The organism is Caulobacter sp., assembly GCF_035254145.1.
GTDB lineage: Bacteria > Pseudomonadota > Alphaproteobacteria > Caulobacterales > Caulobacteraceae > Caulobacter.
The window spans coordinates 1-20589 of record NZ_DATFAV010000140.1 but is presented as its reverse complement, the minus strand read 5'-3'; the positions used below and the strand labels follow the sequence as shown (position 1 = coordinate 20589).

At 69.4% G+C, this 20589-nt stretch carries 22 protein-coding genes; 11 read left to right on the top strand and 11 right to left on the bottom strand.

All coding sequences use genetic code 11. The features are described 5' to 3' along the window. The 5 genes from VJ655_RS08490 to VJ655_RS08470 form a co-directional block, all read right to left on the bottom strand. The coding region (locus tag VJ655_RS08490) for a TonB-dependent receptor plug domain-containing protein (protein ID WP_324110633.1) at window positions 1-545 on the bottom strand (545 nt) is incomplete at its 3' end. A 425-nt stretch (window positions 546-970) separates the two neighbouring features. Continuing rightward, window positions 971-1339: a response regulator gene (locus VJ655_RS08485; protein WP_324110632.1), complete on the bottom strand. Its 369-nt coding sequence runs from the start codon at window positions 1337-1339 to the stop codon at window positions 971-973. A gap of 3 nt (window positions 1340-1342) precedes the next feature. Then, window positions 1343-2929, bottom strand: a complete 1587-nt coding sequence (locus tag VJ655_RS08480; RefSeq protein WP_414646961.1) for an HWE histidine kinase domain-containing protein — start codon at window positions 2927-2929, stop codon at window positions 1343-1345. 98 nt (window positions 2930-3027) lie between these two features. Beyond that, the gene (locus tag VJ655_RS08475) at window positions 3028-4314 is read right to left on the bottom strand and encodes an HlyC/CorC family transporter (RefSeq protein WP_324110630.1); all 1287 of its coding nucleotides are present in this window, start codon (window positions 4312-4314) and stop codon (window positions 3028-3030) included. 8 nt (window positions 4315-4322) lie between these two features. After that, window positions 4323-4778: a MarR family transcriptional regulator gene (locus VJ655_RS08470; RefSeq protein ID WP_324110629.1), complete on the bottom strand. Its 456-nt coding sequence runs from the start codon at window positions 4776-4778 to the stop codon at window positions 4323-4325. A 150-nt stretch (window positions 4779-4928) separates the two neighbouring features. Here VJ655_RS08470 and VJ655_RS08465 point away from each other — a divergent pair, with 150 nt between their 5' ends. Then, a complete protein-coding gene (locus tag VJ655_RS08465; protein WP_324110628.1) occupies window positions 4929-5477 on the top strand; it encodes a DUF308 domain-containing protein in 549 nt (182 codons plus the stop codon). Window positions 5478-5599: 122 nt separating this feature from the next. Here the strand turns inward: VJ655_RS08465 and aroB are convergent, their stop codons facing one another. Further along, window positions 5600-6727 (bottom strand): 3-dehydroquinate synthase, encoded by a 1128-nt coding sequence (gene aroB, locus VJ655_RS08460; RefSeq protein WP_324110627.1) that lies wholly within the window; start codon window positions 6725-6727, stop codon window positions 5600-5602. Continuing rightward, on the bottom strand, window positions 6724-7329 hold the full coding sequence (locus VJ655_RS08455; protein WP_324110626.1) for a shikimate kinase: 606 nt from the start codon (window positions 7327-7329) through the stop codon (window positions 6724-6726). The genes aroB and VJ655_RS08455 overlap by 4 nt, the downstream gene beginning before the upstream one ends. A gap of 89 nt (window positions 7330-7418) precedes the next feature. Between VJ655_RS08455 and VJ655_RS08450 the strand changes: the two genes are divergently transcribed. The 3 genes from VJ655_RS08450 to VJ655_RS08440 all read left to right on the top strand — a co-directional run bounded on the left by VJ655_RS08450 (window position 7419) and on the right by VJ655_RS08440 (window position 10135). Beyond that, window positions 7419-8906: a hypothetical protein gene (locus VJ655_RS08450; protein ID WP_324110625.1), complete on the top strand. Its 1488-nt coding sequence runs from the start codon at window positions 7419-7421 to the stop codon at window positions 8904-8906. Further along, on the top strand, window positions 8903-9829 hold the full coding sequence (locus tag VJ655_RS08445) for a tyrosine recombinase (RefSeq protein WP_324110624.1): 927 nt from the start codon (window positions 8903-8905) through the stop codon (window positions 9827-9829). Before VJ655_RS08450 ends, VJ655_RS08445 begins: the two co-directional genes overlap by 4 nt. 84 nt (window positions 9830-9913) lie before the next feature. Further along, complete coding sequence (locus VJ655_RS08440; protein WP_324110623.1) at window positions 9914-10135, top strand: alkylphosphonate utilization protein; 222 nt, start codon at window positions 9914-9916, stop codon at window positions 10133-10135. A gap of 138 nt (window positions 10136-10273) precedes the next feature. On the opposite strand, the gene VJ655_RS08435 is transcribed toward VJ655_RS08440, so the two are convergent. Then, window positions 10274-10759 carry a VOC family protein gene (locus tag VJ655_RS08435; RefSeq protein ID WP_324110622.1) on the bottom strand — a complete coding sequence of 162 codons (486 nt, stop codon included), beginning with the start codon at window positions 10757-10759 and terminating at the stop codon, window positions 10274-10276. 214 nt (window positions 10760-10973) lie between these two features. On the opposite strand from VJ655_RS08435, the gene VJ655_RS08430 reads away from it, so the two are divergent. The 4 genes from VJ655_RS08430 (at window position 10974) to VJ655_RS08415 (ending at window position 15484) form a co-directional block, all read left to right on the top strand. Then, window positions 10974-11972, top strand: a complete 999-nt coding sequence (locus VJ655_RS08430; RefSeq protein WP_324110621.1) for an aldo/keto reductase — start codon at window positions 10974-10976, stop codon at window positions 11970-11972. Between the two features lie 216 nt (window positions 11973-12188). After that, the gene (locus VJ655_RS08425; protein ID WP_324110620.1) at window positions 12189-13157 is read left to right on the top strand and encodes a transporter; all 969 of its coding nucleotides are present in this window, start codon (window positions 12189-12191) and stop codon (window positions 13155-13157) included. A gap of 162 nt (window positions 13158-13319) precedes the next feature. Beyond that, window positions 13320-14348, top strand: coding sequence for a mechanosensitive ion channel family protein (locus VJ655_RS08420; RefSeq protein ID WP_324110619.1), 1029 nt, complete (start codon window positions 13320-13322; stop codon window positions 14346-14348). Window positions 14349-14425: 77 nt separating this feature from the next. Continuing rightward, window positions 14426-15484: a CoA ester lyase gene (locus VJ655_RS08415; protein WP_324110618.1), complete on the top strand. Its 1059-nt coding sequence runs from the start codon at window positions 14426-14428 to the stop codon at window positions 15482-15484. A 141-nt stretch (window positions 15485-15625) separates the two neighbouring features. On the opposite strand, the gene VJ655_RS08410 is transcribed toward VJ655_RS08415, so the two are convergent. The 3 genes from VJ655_RS08410 to VJ655_RS08400 form a co-directional block, all read right to left on the bottom strand. Further along, window positions 15626-16051, bottom strand: a complete 426-nt coding sequence (locus VJ655_RS08410) for an OsmC family protein (protein WP_324110617.1) — start codon at window positions 16049-16051, stop codon at window positions 15626-15628. A 54-nt stretch (window positions 16052-16105) separates the two neighbouring features. Next, the gene (locus tag VJ655_RS08405) at window positions 16106-17536 is read right to left on the bottom strand and encodes a cytochrome P450 (protein WP_324110616.1); all 1431 of its coding nucleotides are present in this window, start codon (window positions 17534-17536) and stop codon (window positions 16106-16108) included. A gap of 107 nt (window positions 17537-17643) precedes the next feature. Then, entirely contained in the window at window positions 17644-17844 is a 201-nt protein-coding gene (locus tag VJ655_RS08400; RefSeq protein ID WP_324110615.1) for a hypothetical protein, read from the bottom strand. Between the two features lie 279 nt (window positions 17845-18123). On the opposite strand from VJ655_RS08400, the gene VJ655_RS08395 reads away from it, so the two are divergent. The 3 genes from VJ655_RS08395 to VJ655_RS08385 all read left to right on the top strand — a co-directional run. Next, the gene (locus tag VJ655_RS08395; RefSeq protein ID WP_324110614.1) at window positions 18124-19086 is read left to right on the top strand and encodes an acetyl-CoA carboxylase carboxyltransferase subunit alpha; all 963 of its coding nucleotides are present in this window, start codon (window positions 18124-18126) and stop codon (window positions 19084-19086) included. Between the two features lie 39 nt (window positions 19087-19125). After that, the gene (locus tag VJ655_RS08390; protein ID WP_324110613.1) at window positions 19126-19527 is read left to right on the top strand and encodes a lysozyme inhibitor LprI family protein; all 402 of its coding nucleotides are present in this window, start codon (window positions 19126-19128) and stop codon (window positions 19525-19527) included. Between the two features lie 94 nt (window positions 19528-19621). Then, window positions 19622-20589 (top strand): nitronate monooxygenase family protein (locus tag VJ655_RS08385; RefSeq protein WP_324110612.1); only part of this gene is annotated, 968 nt, incomplete at its 3' end.

The following is a 20589-nucleotide window of genomic DNA, read 5'->3' as shown; positions in this document are numbered from 1 at the left end:
AGGCCTTCGAAGTCCTTGCGCAGCACGAAGTTGACCACGCCCGACACGGCGTCGGCGCCATAGAGGGCCGAGTTCGAACCGGTGATCACTTCGACGTTCTGGATCAGCAGGCGCGGGATGGTGTCGATGTCGACCTGCAGGCCGGCGCCGTTCGAGCCCACGTGGCGGCGACCGTCGACCAGGGTCAGCGTGCGGCTGGCGCCCAGGTCACGCAGGTTCAGCACCGACAGGCCGCCGTCATTCAGGCCCGAACCGGTGGTGTCTTCCGGCACCTGCGAGCCCGACAGGGCCGGGATGTCGGCCAGAACGTCGATGACGCTGGCTTGACCGGTGGCCACGACGTCGTCGCGGCTGACCTGGATCAGCGGGGTCGGAGAATTGGTCGGGTCGCGGCGAATGCGCGAGCCGGTGACCACGACTTCCTCGACGGAAGTCGCGTCCTGCGCGGCGGCCGGCGCGGTTTGCGCCAGGGTCACCGTCGGAGCGAAAGCCGCGAGGCTTCCCAGCATCGTCGTCGCCAGGAGAACCTTGGTTTTCAACGCCATATCTTCGTTGTCCTCAAAAGTACACGCGCCCGACACGCCAGCCGCGCGCGGGAGCAAAGAGGGCCATTCCTCGCCGGGGACGTTATCGGCTTTCGGCCGCGCTAGAAGCGATCATGGCCAAATTGGGTCGGGTTGTGGACGCTTCGTTACTAAAAAGTCACAATTTCGACGCCGCATCGTCAATATTGGAAAATTCTTGCCGTGTTGGAGTGAATTGGACTCGCAAGCATAGGTCCGTGAGGGGCAAAACATGCCCTTGGCGAGCCGGCGGTCGCTTGGCTCAATCGCCTCTAAGGGGAAAAATGGCCGAAAAGGCCCGTTTTGGACGGCGGGCCCGGAGCCTCATCCCCGCCATGATCGACGGGCGGACGCTTGAAACCCAGACAGCCGGCGCCTAGCGCCTCGGCGCCCGTCAGTCCGTTTTGTCAGGCCGTCTGGCCGACCAGGCCTTCCAGGACGCGACGCAGGTCGGCTTCGCGGAAGGGCTTTTGCAACACGGCCGCGCCCCTGTGGTCCTCGCTGAGGCCAGCCTCGCCATAGCCGCTGGCGAAGGCGAAGGGCACGCCGCGGGCTTTCAGCGTATCGGCCACGGGAAAGATCGGCCGACCGCCCAGGTTCACGTCCAGAAGCGCCGCGTCGATGTCGGCCGCGTTGGCCAGGCGCAAGGCTTCCTCGATCTCGGCCGCCGGGCCGACGACCGTGCACCCCAGATCGGTGAGCATGTCCTCGACAAGCATCGAAACCAGGGCCTCGTCTTCGACGACCAGCACCTTCAGGGACGAAAGAGTCTTCATATCTCAGGGCTCCAGCGCGCGCAGCGGCAACGCCATGTGGCAGACGAGTCCAGCAGCATCATAGGTCAGCTCGACCGCGCCGGATAGCTCGGCCGCGAGGCCGCGTTCAAGTAGGCGCGCGCCGAAGCCGCGGTGGTCGGGCGGCGTCACCGGCGGGCCGTCGCGTTCGGTCCAGCTCAGGCGCAGCAGGTCTGGCTCCAGCGTCCAGGCGACGGACACCCGGCCGTCCGGAACCGAGAAGGCGCCGTACTTGACGGCGTTGGTCGCCAGTTCGTGGATCCCCATGCCCAGGGCCACGGCGGCCTTGGGGTTCAGGCGCAGATCGGACGAATAGTCGAACGTCACGCGGTCCTCGCCGGCCATGGCGTGCAGCTCGGCGTCGAACACTTCGCGCAGACTGGCGCCTTCCCAGCTCTCGCGGGTCAGCAGGTCGTGTGTCTGCGACAGGGCGATCAGGCGCGATTCGAAGGCCTCGCGGAAGAACGCCGGCGAGGTGACCGACCGCAGGGTCTGGGCCGCGATCGACTGCACGGTGGCCAGGCTGTTCTTGACCCGATGGTTCAGCTCGTTGACCAGCAGCTTTTGCCGCTCCTCGGCCCGCTTGCGCTCGGTGATGTCCAGCGACACGCCGGCCAACCGCCGGGCGCCGCCGTCGTCGGCCGTCTGGGCCGCGCGCCCCCGCGCGTGCAGCCAGCGCAGGTCGCCGCTGGGCAGGACGACGCGGTATTCGACGTCGTAGTCGGCGCCGTCGCGGATCGCCCCCTCGATCGCGGCCATGATCCGGGGCCGGTCGTCGGGATGGATCGTGGCGACCAGGTCCGCGAAGGTGAAGGTCTGATCGGGGCGACGGCCATAATTGGCCTTGCACAGGTCCGAGGCTTCGTAGGCGCGGGTGGCCACGTCCAGGTCCCACGACCCCATGCGGCCGGAATCGAGCGCGAACTTCAGGCGCTCCTCGGCGCGGCGGCGCTGGTCCAGCTCCTCGAGCGCGGCGGCGTTGACCTGGATCGACTCCAGGGTGACGGCCACCTGGGCGCCGACCCCGACCAGGAGGGCCTCGTCGCGGGCGGAGAAGCGTCCGGGTTCTGGATGGCCGAAGAACAGGCCGCCCAGCACCGCGCCGCGCCGGCCTATCACCGGTATGGCCATGTAGCTGCGCACCGGCAGGTGCCCCTCGGGCATGCCGCGCCAGGGGGCGTTGCGGCCATAGCGCGGATCCAGGGTGATATCGTCCGAACGCACCACGCCCAGGCCTTCGAAGGTGGGGGCGAAGACCTCGGTCTTGCGAGGCGTCGGAAAATTGCTGAACGCTTCGGCGGGCGCGCCCGACAGGCGGGACAGGCTGTAGGATTCGCCATCCTCGCCGACCACATTGTGGAAAAAAGCGCCGTAGGCCGCGCCGATGATCTCCCGGGCGCCGTCGGTCACCGCCCGCACGCAGGTGTCGACATCGACACTGGAGGCGACGGCCTCGGTGACGCGCGCCAGGGTTTCGGACTTGCGGATTTCCTCGGCGAGCGCCGCTTCCGCCCGCGCCAAACGGACGCGCAGATCCGCTTCGGAACCGTCGCGAACTTCGGTCTGAACCACGCTGACCAACACGCCCCTCCAGCCTGGCCGCCCCTGACCAGCAATGGCGCAAAACGCGCCGGCGACGATCCGGTTCCGCGTTTAGGTCGATGATCTGTTCAGAGACTGTCGCCCTCGTCCAGCCGCGCGCTGATCCGCAAGGCGGTGATCTGGTTGCGTTGCCGGCGCAGGACCTGGAAGCGATGGCGGTGGAAGATGAAGGTTTGGCCGGGCTCGGGGATCATCTGCGCTTCGTGGATCACTAGGCCGGCGATGGTCACCGCCTCGCCCTCCGGCAGGCGCCAGTCCATGGCGCGGTTCAGGTCGCGCACCGTCACGTGGCCGTCGACATTGACCGAGCCGTCGGTCTGGCGGCGCACGCCGTTCAGCGTGGTGTCGTGCTCGTCCTCGATCTCGCCGACGATCTCCTCGAGGATGTCCTCCAGGGTCACCAGCCCCTGCAGGGCGCCGTACTCGTCGACGACCAGGGCGAAGTGGTTCTTGCGCTTGAGGAAGGCGTTCAACTGGTCCTTGAGCTTGGTGGTGTCGGGAATGAACCACGGCTCGCGCACGATGCCGGCGATCTCCAAGCCCTCGACGCCGGTCGGGGATTCGGCCAGGGCCTTCAAGAGGTCGCGGGCGTGCAGCACGCCGACGATATTGTCGGGTTCGTCGCGATAGAGCGGGATGCGGGTGTGCTGGGCCTCCAGCACCTCCTGCACCAGCTCGCGGGCGGGCAGGCCGGCGTCCAGCAGCACCATCGACTTGCGGTGGACCATGATCTCCGACACGTCCATGTCCGAAAGATCCAGCACCCCGCCCAGCATGCGCCGGTCGCCGCTTTCGACCAGGCCCTCGGAATGGTGGTAGTCGACCGCGCCGCGGATCTCCTCGTGGGCGGCCAGCACGTCGACGGCCATGTCCAGCTTGACGCCGAACACCCGCAGGGCGCGGCGCACGATCCACTGGATCACGTAGATGATCGGGCCGAACAGCCGCACCACCAGCAGGGTCGGGCCGGACAGGGTCCGCGCCACGTCGTCGGAGCGCACGATGGCGACGGTCTTGGGCAGCACCTCGGCGAAGACCAGGACCAGCACGGTCATCACCGCCGTCGCCACCGCCACGCCCCAGGGACCCGGGATCAGGGTGGTCAGCACCTGGGTCGCCAGGGCAGAGGCCAGGATGTTGATCAGGTTGTTGCCCAGCAGGACGGCCCCGATCATCGTCTCCTGGTCGGACAACAGCTTGTTGACCCGCCGCGCCGGCGCGTCGCCCTCGCGCTCCAGCTGATGCATCCGGGCGCGACTGGCCCCCGTCATCGACGTCTCGGCCGCTGAGAACAGCGCCGACAGGGTCAGCAGGGCGACGACGATGGGCGCGAGGCCCAGCAGGGCGGTGAACATGGTGTTTCCTACTGCCTGGGCGCGTCGCTGACAAAGCGCGCGACCGAGTCCCGAAACGCCTGGACGTCCTTGTTCAGCTGCACCAGGCGCTCGACGCTCATGCCGCCGGCGGCGAACAGGGTCTGGCCCAGGCAGGTGCTGCGCGCCTGCATGTCGCGGCCGGCGTCGGTCAGGCTGACCACCACCTGACGCTCGTCGGCGGGATTGCGGACGCGGCTGAGCAGGCCCGCCCCCTCCATCCGCTTGACCAGCGGCGTGACGTTGCTGGAGTCCAGGCCCAGCCGCTCGGCGATCGCGCCGATCGACAGGCCGTCGACCTCCCACAGGGCGCTGAGCACGAGGTACTGCGGATAGGTGATCTCCAGGGCGTCCAGCAGCGGCTTGTAGGCGCGGTTTATCGCCATGCTGGCGCCGTACAGCGAGAAGCAAAGCTGCTGGTCGAGCGTGGGCATGTAGTCGGACACGACGGGCTCCTGATCGCGGCTACCTATAACGAAAATATATGTCGCGACAAATATCGGCTGGACTCGCCGGCGCCGTCTCGGGTAAGTCAAATTATATGTCGCGACATATAATGTTCCGGCATGTAATTCACCTCGCATCAGGAGGCCGCCTTGGCCCAAGCCGACGACGCCAACGCGCTCAAGCGCTACTACTTCCTGCGGGCCGCCGTGTCCGTCGCCTGGATCCTCGCCGCCGTTGCGGTGGGGGCGGGCAATCCGCTGGCCGCCGGCGTGCTGCTGGTCGCCTATCCGGCCTGGGACGCCCTGGCCAACGCCCTGGACGCCCGCGCCAACGGCGGCTTCGCGGCCAACCCGCCCCAGACCTTCAACGTGGTGGTCAGCCTGGCGGTCGCCGGCGTCGTGCTGCTGGCGCTGCAGGCGGCTCCGCCGCGCGTCTTGACCGTGTTCGGCGTCTGGGCGCTCTTTTCGGGCCTGCTGCAGCTGATCGCCGGCGTTCGCCGCTGGCGCGCGGTCGGCGCCCAGTGGGCCATGGTGCTGAGCGGGGCCCAGTCGATGCTGGCCGGCGCTTTCATGATCGCCCGCTCGATCAGCGGCGGCGGCCACCCGCCCACGGCCGTCGAGATCGCGCCGTACGCCGGTTTCGGGGCCTTCTATTTCCTGATCGCGGGCGTGGCCCTGGCGCTGAAGAGGCGGCGATAAATCCTCCCCTGCGTCACGGGGGAGGTGTCGGCGGAGCCGACGAGGGGGCAAGCTGGAGGTTGGCCGTGTCGGCCCCCTCCGGCCCTTTGGGCCACCTCCCCCGTGGAACGGGGGAGGATCTCCTAGACCGCCCCTTCCTCGAGCAGGAACGTCTTCAGCGTCGCGCGGTCCACGTCCTTGGCCACGAAGGCGTCGCCGATCCCCCGCACCAGCACGAAGGTCAGCTTGCCGCCCTCGGCCTTCTTGTCCTGGCCGCAATGGGCGACCAGGGCGTCGGCGCCGAACGGCTCGGGCCGCACGTCGGCCAAGGTGGTCGGCAGGCCGGCGGCCTTGATGGCGGCCGTGGCGCGGACGGCGTCCTGGCTGGAGCAGAGGCCGAGCTTGGCCGAGAACCGGAACGCCTGCGCCATGCCGACGCCGACCGCTTCGCCGTGCTTGAGCGCCTCGCCAAAGCCCATCTCGGCCTCGATCGCGTGGCCGAAGGTGTGGCCAAGGTTCAGGAGCGCGCGGCGGCCCGCCTCCTTCTCGTCCTCGGCGACGATTTCGGCCTTCATCTCCACGGAGCGGCCGACGGCGTGCAGCAGGGCCTGGACGTCACGCTCGAGCACGGCGTGGACGTTCTTCTCCAGCCACTCGAAGAAGGCGAAGTCGCCCAGCAGGCCGTACTTGACGATCTCGGCGTAGCCGCAGGCCATTTCGCGGGCCGGCAGGGTGGCCAGGACGTCGAGGTCGGCCAGCACGAGGCGCGGCTGGTGAAAGGCGCCGATCAGGTTCTTTCCGCGCGGTGTGTCGATCGCCGTCTTGCCGCCGACCGAGCTGTCGACCTGGGCCAGCAGGGTGGTGGGGACCTGCACGAAGTCGATCCCGCGCTTGTAGATCGCCGCGGCGAAGCCCGCGAGGTCGCCGACAACGCCGCCGCCGAACGCCACGATCTGGTCGCCGCGCTCCAGCTGCAGGGCCAGCAGGCGGTCGGAGAGGTCGGCCAGGCCTTCGAAGCTCTTGCTCTCCTCGCCGGGCGGGATGGTGATGACGTCGACCGCGATCCCGGCCTTTTCCAGCGACACCGACAGCCGCTCGCCGTGGTGCTCGCCGACGCTGGAATCGGTGACGATGGCCACGCGCTTGCGCTTGCCCAGCCCGCTCTTGCCAAGGACCGCCGCGACCCGCTCGCCGGCCCGGTCGATCAGGCCGGGGCCGATCACGACGTCATAGGCGCGATCTTCCAGGCCGACAGGGACGGTGCGGATCATGGGTTGGCGTCTCCTTGGCCAAGACGTTCGCGCAGGGCGGTCAGGATGGCGTCGACCGCCACCCCATGCGGCGTGTCGCCGGTCTGGACGTGAACCTGGGCCTCCGCGTAGGCGGGGTTTCGGGCCTTGGCCAGTTCGGTCAGCACGGCCACCGGGTCCTTGCCCTTCAGTAGCGGGCGGTTGTCCTTGCGCGAGACGCGGCGGGCCAGCAGCTCGACATCGGCCTTCAGCCAGACCGACAGGGCCTTGTCGTTGATCAGGGCGCGGGTCTCGGGATTGACGAAGGCGCCGCCGCCGGTGGCCAGCACATGCGGCGGATCCTCCAGCAGGCGGGCGATCACCCGGCGTTCGCCGTCGCGGAAGGCCGCCTCGCCCAGCTCGGCGAAGATCTCCGAGATCGACCGGCCGGCGGCGGCCTCGACCTCGTTGTCGGCGTCACGGAAGGGCAGGTCGAGGGCCGCGGCCAGTCGCCGGCCGACGCTGGACTTGCCCACGCCCATCAGCCCGACCAGCACGATGGTCTTCTGGCGCAGCGGCGCCAGGTCTTCGGGCTTGAGCCGCGAAGGCGCCTTGTCTTCGGGAGGATGAACGGGCTCGGTCATGATGCGGTCGCGGGTTTACACGAGGCTTGGCCAAAGCCCAAGTTTGCGAGAGCCTCGTCATGCGTCATAACCGGTCCATGATCCTGCCGATGCGTTCTTCGCGCCCGCTGGCGCTCTCCAGCGCCCTGTTCGTGGCCAGCGCCCTCGTCCTGCTCGCCCCGGCCGCCGGCGCGCAGGAGGAGGTCAAGGTCAAGACACTGGCGGCGCCGGACTACTTCTCCGGCGCGGTGGCCGACACCGGCCTGCCCGCCGACCTGTGGAAGGACACCGCGCCGGGGCTGATGCGCGATATCCTGCCCCGTCTGGCCGGACCCAGGCCGCTGTCGCCGGCCTTCGCCAATCTGGCGCGGCGCGTGCTTTCGACCGGCGCCAACGGCCCGGCCGGCGTCGGCGACGACGTCGAGATGGGCGGGGCCCGGGGGCTTGCCCTGATCGCCCTGGGCGAAGCCAAGGGCGCCGACGCGATTCTCGACCGCGCGACCGGCGGACCCGGCAGCGCGGCGCTGTCGATGGCGAGCGCCGAGGCGGCCCTGATCACCGGGAACGACGACAAGGCCTGCCGGATCGAGGAGGCCCTGACCGTCGATCGCGGCGCGGCCTACTGGCTGCGCCTGCGCGCCTTCTGCCAGCTCAAGGCCGGCCAGGCCGACGCCGCCCAGCTGACCTTCCAGCTGGCCCAGCCGCAGCCCGCCAAGCAGGCGGCGGATGTCGACTACGCCCGACTGATGAGCGCGGCCCTGACCGGAAGTCCGCCCGGCGCGGCCAGCTTGCGGACCGGCGTCAACTACGCCCTGTCGCGCCGACTGAACCTAGACGTCCAGTCCGCCGCCGCCCTGGCTTCGGCCTCGCCGGCCCTCAAGCCCGTGGTCGCCCCGACCGCCAGCGAGCCGGCCGAGGTCTCGGCGAGCCGCGACCTGACCGCCGCCGAGGCCTCGGATCTGGCCTTCCTGCGCCAGGCCAAGACCGTGCCGGCCTTCGTTGAGGCCGCTCGCGCCGCGGCGCCGTCGATCGCGGCCCTGGCCAGGGCCGGCGGGCCGCTGCAGGATCCGGTGCTGCTGGCTCGCGCGGCGGTGGCGGCGGGCGACGTCGAGAGCGCCCAGACCATTCGCGGCCGCCTGACCCAGGACGTGATCCCCGGCGCGACCGCCACGGATCTGGCCATTCTCGACGCCCTGATCGGCGCCGGCTCGGGCAAGGTCGACAACCAGGTGCTGAACAATCTGGCGGGGCGGGGCGCGACGGGCGGCGCCAAATCTCCCGCCCAGGCCGCGACTCTGCTGCTGTCCAGCCTGGGCGGGGTCCTGGACGCCGACGCCCGGACTCAGGTCGCGGCCTTCGACCTGGGCCGTCCGGCGGCCTCGGCGGCGCGGGTCCAACTTCTGGAAGACGCCGCCGGCGCCAAGCGCAAGGGCGAGGCGGCCCTGCTGGCCCTGTCGATCGCCCTGGACGCCGGCGCCGGCGGGCCCGCGCCCGTCGACCGAGCCCGCCTCGCGCGGGCCCTGAACCGCGCCGGCCTCGCCGTCGACGCCCGGGCGGTGGTGGTCGAGGGGCTTCTGGGCCTGGCCTACGTCAAATGAGCGTCGCCGCGTCCGGCTGGGTCGACGCGTTCCTCGAGATGATGGCGGTCGAGCGCGCGGCCGCCCGCAACACCTTGACCGCCTATGGCAAGGACCTGGAGGACGCCCGCGCCTTCCTCGGCCGCTCGAAGCGCGATCTGGACGACGCCGACGCCGAGATCGTCGAGGCCTATTTCCAGGACCTCGGCGCGCGGGGCCTGTCGCCGGCCACCGCCGCCCGCCGTCGCTCGGCCGTGCGCCAGTTCTATCGTTTCGTACTGGGCGAGGGCTGGCGGGCGGACGATCCCTCCCGCCGCGTCGCCGCGCCCAAGGCCGGCCGGCCGCTGCCCAAGGTCCTGGAGCGCGACGAGATCGAGCGCCTGCTCGCGGCCTCGGCTGCAAAGGACAGCGCCCAGGGCCTGCGCCTGGCCTGCATCATCGAGCTGATCTACGCCTCGGGCTTGCGGATCTCCGAGCTCCTGGCCCTGCCGCTGAGCGCCCTGGCCCGCGATCCGACCTATCTGATCGTCAAGGGCAAGGGCGGCAAGGAGCGGCTGGCCCCGCTGAACGACGCCGCCCGCGCGGCGGTGAAGGCCTATCTGACCGAGCGCCCGGCCTTTCTGCCCAAGGGCGTGAAGGAGAGCGCCTGGCTGTTTCCGTCGCGCGGAGCTTCGGGCCGACTGACCGCCCGCCGAGTCGGGCAGTTGCTGGAGGACGCGGCCATCGCCGCCGGCATCGACCGTCAGAAGGTCAGCCCCCACGTGCTGCGCCACGCCTTCGCCACCCACCTGCTGGAGGGCGGGGCGGACCTGCGGGTCATCCAGACCCTGCTCGGCCACGCCGACATCGCCACCACCCAGATCTACACCCACGTGGCCGGCGAGCACCTGGCGCACATCGTTCAGACCAAGCACCCGCTGGGACGAAAGAAGGGGCCGCATTGACGCGCGGGCGGCCCACCGCTTAGGAAAGTCCATACGAAATCTACGGGTTTGCCTCCTGGGCCGCCCAATCCGGAAAGGCCCGACATGTCGGAAGAAACCCGCGACTCCAACGGAACCGTGCTCGCCGACGGCGACACCGTCACCCTGATCAAGGATCTGAAGGTCAAGGGCTCGGGCGGCGTGACGCTGAAGCGCGGCACGGTGGTCAAGAAGATCCGCCTAACCGGCGACCCCGACGAGATCGAGGCCAATGTCGACAAGGTCCGGGGCCTCGTCCTGCGGACGGAGTTCGTGAAGAAGGCTTGAGGCTGGAAAATCCTCCCCCGAGCGGGGGAGGTGTCGGCTCGAAGAGACGACGGAGGGGGAAGAGGCAAGGCCTCAAGCACTTCCCCCACCGGCGCTTCGCGCCACCTCCCCCGCTAGGGGGAGGATTGAAACAAAGCGCTACCGCCCCTCGTACGCCGCCTTCAGCCCGGCCACGTCGATCTTCACCATGCCCATCATCGCCTGGAACGCCCGGGCGGCGGCGGCCTTGTCGGGGCCGGTGGTCATTTCGATCAGTTGGCGGGGCGTGACCTGCCAGGATAGGCCGTACCTGTCCTTCAGCCAGCCGCAGGCGACCTCTTGCCCGCCGTTGGCGGTCAGGGCGCTCCAGTAACGGTCGACCTCATCCTGGCCGTCGCAGTCGATCACCAGGGAGATCGCGTCGGTGAAGGGATGCCCCGGGCCGCCGTTCATGGCGGTGTAGGGCTGGCCGTCCAGTTCGAAGGCGACGGTGATCACGTCGCCGGCCTTGGCGCCGGTGTGCGGCAGGTCGACGGGCAGGCCGTTGACGCTGACGATCCGTGAGTTGGGAATGAGCGAGACGTAGAACCTCGCGGCCTCCTCGGCCTGGGTGTCGAACCACAGGAATGGGGTGATCTTGGACATGGGGGTTTCCTCCGGCGTTGCAGATCAAGGACGGTCGGGCGAGCGCCGGTCCGACATGCGCCGAAGAAAATCCGAGCGGACATCGATTGGCTGTCGCGCTGGGAAGATTGCACGATCCTCCAAATCGAGGGGAAGTTTCTAGGCCGCGCGCCCGGCGACCCCATCTGCGGAGCGCCGGCGACGAGGACCGGCCATCCGGACGAAGGAGCATCCCATGAAAACGCGTAAACTCGGCGACGGCCTGGAAGTCTCGGCCATCGGTCTTGGCTGCATGGGCATGGGCCAGGTCTACGGCACGGCGCTCGAGACCGCCGACGCTCATCGTCTGCTGGCCCGCGCGGTCGAGCTGGGCGTGACCTTCTTCGACACCGCCGAGATCTATGGTCCCTACACCAACGAGGTGCTGGTCGGCGAAGGCCTCAAGCCCTTTCGCGACAAGGTCGTGATCGCCACCAAGTTCGGCTTCGACATCGCGCCGGAAGGGACCGGCGAGGGCTTCTCGCGCATGCGCGGGACCGATAGCCGGCCCGAGCATATCCGCGCCGTGGCCGAGGCTTCGCTAAAGCGCCTGGGCGTGGAAGTGATCGACCTCTTCTACCAGCACCGCGTCGATCCCAACGTGCCGATCGAGGACGTGGCCGGGACGGTCAAGGACCTGATCGCCGAGGGCAAGGTCAAGCACTTCGGCCTGTCCGAAGCCGGGGCGGCGACGATCCGCAAGGCCCACGCGGTCCAGCCGGTGGCGGCGCTGCAGAGCGAGTATTCCCTCTGGTTCCGCGAGCTGGAGGCCGAGATCCTGCCCACCCTGCGCGAACTGGGGATCGGCCTTGTGCCCTACAGCCCGCTGGGCCGCGGCTTCCTGACCGGCGCCCTGAAGAGCGACCTGGCCGCCGACGACTTCCGCCGGGACCTGCCCCGCTTCCAGGGGGAGGCGCTGGCCAAGAACCTGTCGCTGGTCGAGGCCCTGGCGCGGATCGCCGGCGAGAAGGGGATCACGCCCGCCCAGCTGGCGCTCGCCTGGATCCTGCATCAGGGGCCGCAGATCGCGCCGATCCCGGGCACGACCAAGATCGCGCGCCTCGAGGAGAATCTCGGCGCCGTCGATGTGGCCCTGTCGGCCGAGGACCTGGCCCGCATCGCCTCGGCCGTGCCCGAGACGGCGGTCGAGGGCGAACGCTACACCGCCGTCGGCCTGGCGATGGTCGGGCGGTAGCAGCGTCCCTCTCCCCTTGTGGGAGAGGGGGATTGTCCCCCAAAAATAACCCGCCTTCCTGGGCGCGAGGCCCAGGAAGGCGGGGGTTCTGAGCCAATGCGACCCTCGTAGGACGACAGCCTGCTGACACAATGAGGACCTCCCTGCCGCAAGTTCCGGGCGGTGTCGCCAGCGGTTGCGACGTAAGGCGCGTCAGACGCCGACCGGGAGGTTCCATTGAGCTCGATCATTCGCCGCGCCGCCCTGACGGTTGCGGCGCTCTTCGCCATCGCCCAGCCCGCCTCGGCCGATATCCAGCGCCAGTCCCTGGACGAGGCTTGGTGGACCGGCCCACTGCTGGCCTCCGGCGCCTCGACCCTGCCCCAGGGCCACATCCTGGTGGAGCCCTATCTCTACGACGCCAAGCCCTACGGACGCTTCGACGCCGACGGCAAGCGCCACAGCGCGCCCGACGAGGACAATATCGGCTCGTCCTCGTACCTGCTGTACGGGGTGACCGACACCCTGACGGCCGGCTTCATCCCGCACATTGGCTATCGCCGCGCGGGCGGGCGCTGGAGCCAGGGCCTGGGGATCGGCGACCTGACCGCCCAGGCCCAATACCGCCTGACCCAGTACAAGGAGGGCGGCCGCGTCCCGACCCTCTCGCTGATGATCCAGGAGAACCTGCCGATCGGACGTCATGACCGACTAGACGACCGTCCCAACGACGGCTTCGGCAGCGGCGCCTTCGCCACGACCGTGGGCGTCAATTCGCAGTACTACTTCTGGACCCCGAACGGCCGGATCCTGCGCACCCGCCTGAACGTCGCCTACACCCGCTCGGACAACGCCAAGGTGCGCGGGGCCAGCGTCTACGGCACGGCCAGCGGCTTTTCCGGCAAGGCCCAGCCGGGGGACAGCCTCCTGGTCAACGCCGCGTTCGAATATAGCCTCACCCGAAGTTGGGTGGCGGCGATGGACATCGCCTGGCAGCGAGACGCCTCGACCAAGGTCACGGGCCGGCTCAATGGCGCGGACTTCGAGCGCCGCTACCCGGTCGGCAAGGCGCTGATCCTGGCGCCGGCGGTCGAGTACAATTTCAATTCCAGCGTCGGGGTGATCGTCGGCGCGCGGATCGTGCCGGCGGGGCGAAACGTGACGGCCTCGGTGACGCCGGCGATCGCGGTGAACTGGGTTAGATAGGCTGAATAACAAACGCTCATCCCCGCGAAGGCGGGGACCCATTGGGCGTCTTGGTGTTCTGGCGAGGCTTGGCTCTCTGCTCAGCTTGGGTCCCCGCTTTCGCGGGGATGAGCGATGGAGGTTGTGCTTGATCCCTCGTTCGACCTCGCCTCAATTGAACCCATGGCCGGCAACCCGCTCCGCACGCTCGATTCCTTCGAACTCCTGAAGCTGGGCAAGGCGTCGGTGACGGTGGGCGGGCTGGCGGCCGGCGTCCTGATCGTCGTCGTCGCCATCGTCGCCGCGCGCCTGACCTCCACGGGCCTGCGCAAGCTGCGCGAGCGGGCCGCCGGCAACGCCGCGTCGCTGTACGTCGTCGAAAAGGTCGCCGCCTACGGCCTTGTGGTGATCGGGGTGATGGCGGGCCTGTCGACCATGGGCGTCGACCTGACCTCGCTGGCCGTGTTCGCCGGCGCGCTGGGCGTCGGCGTCGGTCTCGGGCTGCAGGGGATCATCAAGGACTTCGCCTCGGGCGTCAGCCTGGTGTTCGAGCGGCTGGTGGCGGTCGGCGACTTCGTCGAACTGCCCAATGGCGGCCGAGGCGTGGTCCACGAGATCGGCGCGCGCGCCACCCGCATCCGCACCAACGACAGCACCGACATCATCGTGCCCAACTCGGTGCTGGTGAATGATCAGGTGATCAACTGGACCCTGCGTGGCACCAACCGCCGAATCCGCGTGCCGTTCGTCACCGCCTTCGGGACCGACAAGCAGAAGGTCCGCGAGGCGGTGCTGAAGGCGGCCAAGGCCGCTCCTTTCACCTCGCCCGACGACGCCACGCGCCGGGCCCAGGTCTGGCTGGTCGGCTATGGCGAAAGCGCGCTGAAGTTCGAGCTGATCGTCTGGCCCACCGTCGAAGCCGTCCGCCGCCCGGCGGCGATCTTCGCGGCCTATACCTGGCTGATCGACGACGCCTTGCGAGGGGCCGGGATCGAGATTCCTTACCCGCAGCGCGACGTGCGCGTCCGCGGCCTGTTCGGCGAGGAGGGCGAGGACGCCTTGACCAGCCTGCGCCTGGAGCCCGCCGCCCGGCGGCGCAAGGCCAGGGCCGCCCAGCAGGTCTCCAGCAACGACGCGGCCGCCGACCTTGAGCGCGAGGATCCGGAGGAGGCGCCCAAGCCGCCGCCGCCGTCCCCGACTGAACGGCGATAAGCTTGACGCGCGTGCTGCGTCGCCGCATGGTCTTCGCAATTGCGAAATGACCGTCCTTCGATGGCGGCGAACGGGGAGTGACCGGCATGAAGACGCCGCGCGGATTTTTCAAACCCTTGGCCATTGGCGCGCCGACGCCCTATCGCGAGCTTCCGGCCCGCGTCGAACGGATGATCCATTTCGTGCCGCCGCACCTGGACAAGGTGCGCGCCAAGGTTCCGGAGATCGCGCCGACCGTCGACGTGGTCCTGGCCAACCTCGAGGACGCCATCCCCGCCGACGCCAAGGGCGCGGCCCTGGCCGGCCTGGTGGAGATGGCTCGCGCCATCGATTTCAAAGCCCTGGGCGTCGGCTTCTGGACCCGCATCAACTGCCTGAACTCGCCCTGGCACCTGGACGAGATCGCCACCATCGTCGAGAAGGCCGGCGACAAGATCGACGTGATCATGGTCCCCAAGGTCGAGGGGCCGTGGGACATCTTCTACATGGACCAGCTGCTCGCCTCGCTGGAGGCCAAGCACGGCGTCACCCGGCCGATCCTGCTGCACGCCATCCTGGAGACGGCCGAGGGCGTGATGAACGTCGAGGCGATCGCCGCCGCCAGCCCGCGGATGCAGGGGATCTCGCTGGGTCCGGCGGACCTCGCCGCCAGCCGGGCGATGAAGACCACCCGCGTGGGCGGCGGTCACCCCGGCTATCGCGTCATCGAGGACCCGCATGCGGACGGTTCGCCGCGAGCGTCCGTGCAGCAGGATCTCTGGCACTACACCTTCGCCAAGATGGTCGACGCCTGCGCCGCCCACGGGATCAAGCCGTTCTACGGTCCGTTCGGGGCCATCGACGATCCGGTCGCCTGCGAGCAGCAGTTCCGCAACGCCTTCCTGATGGGCTGCGCCGGCGCCTGGAGCCTGCACCCCAGCCAGATCGCCATCGCCAAGTCGGTGTTCAGCCCCGCGCCCGACGAGGTCGCCTTCGCCAAGAAGATCCTGGAAGCCATGCCCGACGGTACCGGCGTGGCGATGATCGACGGCAAGATGCAGGACGACGCCACCTGGAAACAGGCCAAGGTGATGGTGGATTGCGCCAAGCAGATCGCGGCCAAGGATGCGGAGTACGCCAAGCTGTATGGGCTTTAGATAGAAAATCCTCCCCCCAAGCGGGGGAGGTGGCCCAAAGGGCCGGAGGGGGAAGTTCTGCTGAGCCTGCCTCTTCCCCCCCCCCTCCGTCGCCGCTGCGCGTCGACACCTCCCCGTTAGGGGGAGGATTGTGCGGCTCAGCTATCCCCCCCCCACCGTCGTCACCACCCGCGCTCCATTCGTCAGCAGCTTGTGGATCGGGCAGCGGTCGGCGATCTCGAACAGGCGCTCGCGCTGTTCGTCGTTGAGATTGCCCTCGATGCTGATCACCCGCTCGAAGCGCTCGGGCGGGGTCTGGTCGGCGTCGAAGTGCGAGAACACCTCGACGTGCATGGCGCTGATCTCCCAGCCCTTGCGGTTGGCGTAGAGGCGCAGGGTCATGCTGGTGCAGGCCGCCAGGCCCGCGGCGACCAGCTCGTGCGGGTCCGGGCCCAGGTCCAGGCCGCCTTGCGCCACCGAGACGTCGGCGACGATCGTCGAAGGCCCCGCCGTGACGAAGGTCTGCAGGCCGCCGCTGCCCGTGTCGGTGGCGGTGGCGAACGGGCGGGTGGGGACGGCTTCGGTCATGACGGGTGGTTTCCTCGGATGGTGGTCGCAAGCTGGCGCTTCGTACCACCGCGCTCAAGGCCGCGCTTGAACGATCGGCGCGAGCAGGAAGTCCGGCTCGTGATCGGGGCCTAGGGTGATCGAGGCCTTGGGCAGCACGGGCCGCTCGTCGCCGATCGCGATCTGGAAGCGCGCCAGGAGGCTGGCCAGCACGATCTGCGCCTCGGCCAGGGCGAAGCCGGCGCCGATGCAGACGCGCGGCCCCGCGCCGAACGGGATGAAGGCCTCGATTCCCCAGGGATGGGCCTGGTCGGCGAACCGTTCGGGGCGGAAGGCCGTCGGGGCGTCCCACAGCTTGCGGTGCCGATGGATCAGCCACGGGCTGATGGTGATCGTGCCGCCGGCCGGGATCGGATGGCCCAGCACCGTGTCGTCGGCCAGGGCCTGGCGGCCGAGCGCCGGCGCGGCGGGGTAGAGCCGCAGGGTCTCGAACAGCACCGAGCGCAGCAGCGGCCAGGCCTTTAGATCATCGAGACTGTTCACGCGCTCGGCCGGAAAGGCCTGGATCTCGGCCCGGACCCGGCCCTGCGTCGCCGGATCCAGGGCCAGCAGATAGGCGGCCCAGAACAGCAGGCGCGAGGTGGTCTCGAAGCCGGCGGCCAGCATCGAGCTGCACTGGTCGCGGATCTCCTGGTCGGGCAGGGGCGCGCCGTCCTCGTCGCGAGCGGCCAGCAGTCGATCCAGGAGGTCGCGGCCTTCCGGATGCGGGGCCGCGCGGCGCTCGGCGATCAGCGCGTCGACCGCCGCCAGCCACTGCTTGCCCAGCCGCCGCCGGTCGCCGTCCGCGAAGCTCAGGTCGTCGACGCCCCTGGCGACGAAGTCCAGCAGGCGAAAGTGCGCGGGTCCCTCCAGGTAGCGCCGGGCGATGGCGGCCAAGGTCGCGCCCTCGCGGTCGGCCCGCCGCGAGAACAGCGCGCGCAGCACCGCGTCGAGCGCGGCGTGGTGGAAGGCTTCGGAGAGGTTGGCGCGGTCGTGACCCTCCAGCCGCTGGACGAGATCGGCGCCGGCGGCGACGAAGTGCGGGACCAGGCCGCCGATCGCCGCTGGCGTGAAGACGGGGGCCAGGCTCTTGCGCTGGCGTCGCCAGATCTCGCCCTCGGTCAGCAGCAGGCCATCTCCGACCAGCGGCTTCAGCGGCCGGCCCAGCTTCACCGAGCGACGGAAGTTCGGCGAGGCCAGCACCTGGCGCACGCCGGCGGGGTCGCTGACCACCAGGCCGGGCTGGCCCATGAAGCGGTAGGGCGTGACCAGGTTTTCGAAATCGTCCTCGGCCCAGGCCCCGATCAGGTTGCGGCCCATCTCCCAGGCGATGCGCAGGTCGCCGAGGGGCGAGCCGCCGAGGGGGCGGGGATGGATTTTCGGAGCGGGAGGAACAAGCGGCGCGGAAAGGCCAGCATCGGAAAGGCCAGCGTCGGAGAGGCCAGTGTCGGAGAGGACAATGTCCATGAAGCGGCGGCTCCCCGGTCGTCGGAGCCCGTTTTAGGCTCCATCCGGAAGCGCAGCCTAGGCGCGCTCAGGTTGCGGCGCAACAATTCATCGCGTGGGGAATTATCTCAGGCGGCCACCGCGCGCAGCGGATTGACGTCGAAGGCGCGCTGCGAGCCGCACCAGACTTCCACGAAGTCACAGCGGTGATGCATGTCGAGCAGTTCGAACGCGCGCGCGCGCGCCGCCTGCTCGTCCGCGCAGGGCGTGACGTCGAAGCGAGGGACCGAGCCGTCGGACTCGACACAGAAGAAAGTGAACACCTGCATGGGAACTGTGCGCTCTCATCAGGCGGGGCCGCGCATATTCGATGGCGGGGGCCGCGGGGCGCAGGTCGGCTTCCGCGACCTGCTACAAAAACAACATAGGACTCTATGTCGCGATTCACCAGACTAGGAGAGTCCTGAATCGAGACTCACCTGGGGATCGATCTTGTGGATAGAACGAGGCGCTGGCGGGGCGGTTCCTCGCCGGAATCTCGCCTCTTTCCCTCGGGGGATTCCGCCACTAGGTTCGCACCCTTTCATCCACGGCGACGTTAAGAGTCCATGGCGGCCCATTATCTCGATTTCGAACGGCCAATCGCTGACCTGGAAAGCAAAATCGAGGAGCTGTCCAAGCTCTCCGAAACCGCTGGCCCGGGCGCGTTCGACCTCGAGATCCAGGCCCTGCGCGATCGCGCCCAGACCCTGCGCCAGGAGGCCTACGCCAACCTCGACGCCTGGCAGAAGACCATGGTCGCCCGCCATCCCGAGCGGCCCCACCTGCGCGATTATGTCGCGGGCCTGATCGACGAGTTCGTCGAGCTGCGCGGCGATCGCAAGTTCGCCGACGACCAGGCCATCGTCGGGGGCCTCGGCCGCTTCCGCGGCCAGCCGGTCGTGGTCATGGGCCATGAGAAGGGCCACGACACCACCACGCGCCTGAAGCACAACTTCGGCATGGCTCGCCCCGAGGGCTACCGCAAGGCCGTCCGCCTGATGGACATGGCGGAGCGCTTTTCCCTGCCGGTCATCACCTTCGTCGACACCGCCGGCGCCTATCCGGGCCTCGGCGCCGAGGAGCGCGGCCAGGCCGAGGCCATCGCCCGCTCGACCGAGCGCTGCCTGACCCTGGGCGTGCCGATGGTCGCCACGATCGTCGGCGAGGGCGGCAGCGGCGGGGCCATCGCCCTGGCCGGCGCCAACCGCGTGCTGATCCTGGAGCACTCGATCTATTCGGTGATCTCGCCGGAAGGCGCGGCCTCGATTCTGTGGCGCGACGGCGCCCGGGCCAAGGACGCGGCCACCCAGATGCGCATCACCGCCCAGGACCTGATCAAGCTGGGCATCGTCGACCGCATCGTCGACGAGCCGGCGGGCGGCGCCCACTCGAACCAGGACGCGGCGATCCAAGCCGTCGGCGACGCGGTCGAGGAAGAGCTGAAGGCCATGGCCCAGATGAGCGCCGAGCAGCTGCGCAAGCAGCGCGCCGACCGCTTCTACGCGATCGGCCGGGCGGGGCTGCAGTAGACATCCACCAGGTCGGGGGCGACCAAGCCGGAGTATCCGATGCGTCTCGTTTCCGCCCTTTTGTCCCTGGTCCTCTTGGCCGCGCCCGCCGCGAGCCATGCGGCCGAGCCGAAGTATGGCCCCGCCTATGATCGGTGCCTGGCCGCGCCGTCGGGCCAGAGCACCGTCGGCATGATCGAGTGCGCCGCCGCCGAGCTGAAGGTTCAGGACGCCCGCCTCAACCGCGCCTACCGCGAGGCGCTCCAGCGCCTGGACCAGCCGCGCCAGAAGGCGGCCCTCAAGAAGGCCCAGCGCGCCTGGATCGCCTTCCGCGACGCCGACTGCGCCAGCCTCTACGACCAGGACTGGGGGACCCTGGCCCGCATCGAGGCCAACGGCTGCATGCTGGACCATACCGCCCGCCGCGCCGACGCGCTGGAGGCCTATCGCCGGCTCCGCTAGAGGCTCCCCCGCACGCGGGGGAGGATCTGCTCTTGCCTGACCTTACGGCCGCCTCCGCATAGTCTCCGCAAAACCAGAGGGAGACGAACGCGCCATGGCCATCAAGACCCGTTTCACCGAGCTGTTCGGCGTCGAGCACCCGATCGCCCAGGGCGGCATGCAGTGGGTCGGCAAGGCCGAGCTCGTGGGCGCCGTGGCCAACGCCGGGGCGCTGGGCTTCCTGACCGCCCTGACCCAGCCGACCCCCGAGGCCCTCTCCAAGGAGATCGCCCGCACCCGCGAGATGACCGACAAGCCGTTCGGGGTGAACCTGACCATCCTGCCGGCCATGACCCCGCCGCCCTACGCCGAGTACCGGGCGGCGATCATCGAGAGCGGGATCAAGATCGTCGAGACCGCCGGCTACAAGCCCCAGGAGCACGTCGACCACTTCAAGGCCCACGGGGTGAAGGTGATCCACAAGTGCACCGCCGTCCGCCACGCCCTGTCGGCCGAGCGGATGGGTGTCGACGCCATCAGCATCGACGGCTTCGAGTGCGCCGGTCACCCGGGCGAGGACGACATCCCCGGCCTGGTGCTGATCCCGGCCGCCGCCGACAAGGTGAAGATCCCGATGATCGCCTCGGGCGGTTTTGGCGACGCGCGCGGCCTGGTGGCGGCCCTGGCCCTCGGCGCCGACGGCGTCAACATGGGCACCCGCTTCTGCGCGACGAAGGAAGCGCCGATCCACGAGAACTTCAAGCAGGCCATGGTCGACAACGACGAGCGCGGCACCGACCTGATCTTCCGCACCCTGCACAACACCGCCCGCGTCGCCAAGAACGCCATCAGCCAGCAGGTCGTCGCCATCGAGCGGGCCGGCGGCGCCAAGTTCGAGGACGTCGCCGACCTGGTGAAGGGCGTGCGCGGCCGCGAGGGCCTGGAGAGCGGCGACGTCGACCACGGGATCTGGAGCGCCGGCATGGTCCAGGGCCTGATCCACGATATCCCCTCGGTCCAGGACCTGGTCGACCGCATCGTCTCCGAGGCCGAAGACATCATCCGCGGCCGGCTGGCGGGGAT

Coding starts and splice junctions, on each gene's coding strand:
- VJ655_RS08485 (WP_324110632.1), bottom strand. CDS start 1,339: ATGAAGACTCTTTCGTCCCTGAAGGTGCTGGTCGTCGAAGACGAGGCC.
- VJ655_RS08475 (WP_324110630.1), bottom strand. CDS start 4,314: ATGTTCACCGCCCTGCTGGGCCTCGCGCCCATCGTCGTCGCCCTGCTG.
- aroB (WP_324110627.1), bottom strand. CDS start 6,727: ATGATCCGCACCGTCCCTGTCGGCCTGGAAGATCGCGCCTATGACGTC.
- VJ655_RS08455 (WP_324110626.1), bottom strand. CDS start 7,329: ATGACCGAGCCCGTTCATCCTCCCGAAGACAAGGCGCCTTCGCGGCTC.
- VJ655_RS08450 (WP_324110625.1), top strand. CDS start 7,419: ATGCGTTCTTCGCGCCCGCTGGCGCTCTCCAGCGCCCTGTTCGTGGCC.
- VJ655_RS08445 (WP_324110624.1), top strand. CDS start 8,903: ATGAGCGTCGCCGCGTCCGGCTGGGTCGACGCGTTCCTCGAGATGATG.
- VJ655_RS08440 (WP_324110623.1), top strand. CDS start 9,914: ATGTCGGAAGAAACCCGCGACTCCAACGGAACCGTGCTCGCCGACGGC.
- VJ655_RS08435 (WP_324110622.1), bottom strand. CDS start 10,759: ATGTCCAAGATCACCCCATTCCTGTGGTTCGACACCCAGGCCGAGGAG.
- VJ655_RS08430 (WP_324110621.1), top strand. CDS start 10,974: ATGAAAACGCGTAAACTCGGCGACGGCCTGGAAGTCTCGGCCATCGGT.
- VJ655_RS08420 (WP_324110619.1), top strand. CDS start 13,320: ATGGCCGGCAACCCGCTCCGCACGCTCGATTCCTTCGAACTCCTGAAG.
- VJ655_RS08410 (WP_324110617.1), bottom strand. CDS start 16,051: ATGACCGAAGCCGTCCCCACCCGCCCGTTCGCCACCGCCACCGACACG.
- VJ655_RS08405 (WP_324110616.1), bottom strand. CDS start 17,536: ATGGACATTGTCCTCTCCGACACTGGCCTCTCCGACGCTGGCCTTTCC.
- VJ655_RS08400 (WP_324110615.1), bottom strand. CDS start 17,844: ATGCAGGTGTTCACTTTCTTCTGTGTCGAGTCCGACGGCTCGGTCCCT.
- VJ655_RS08395 (WP_324110614.1), top strand. CDS start 18,124: ATGGCGGCCCATTATCTCGATTTCGAACGGCCAATCGCTGACCTGGAA.
- VJ655_RS08390 (WP_324110613.1), top strand. CDS start 19,126: ATGCGTCTCGTTTCCGCCCTTTTGTCCCTGGTCCTCTTGGCCGCGCCC.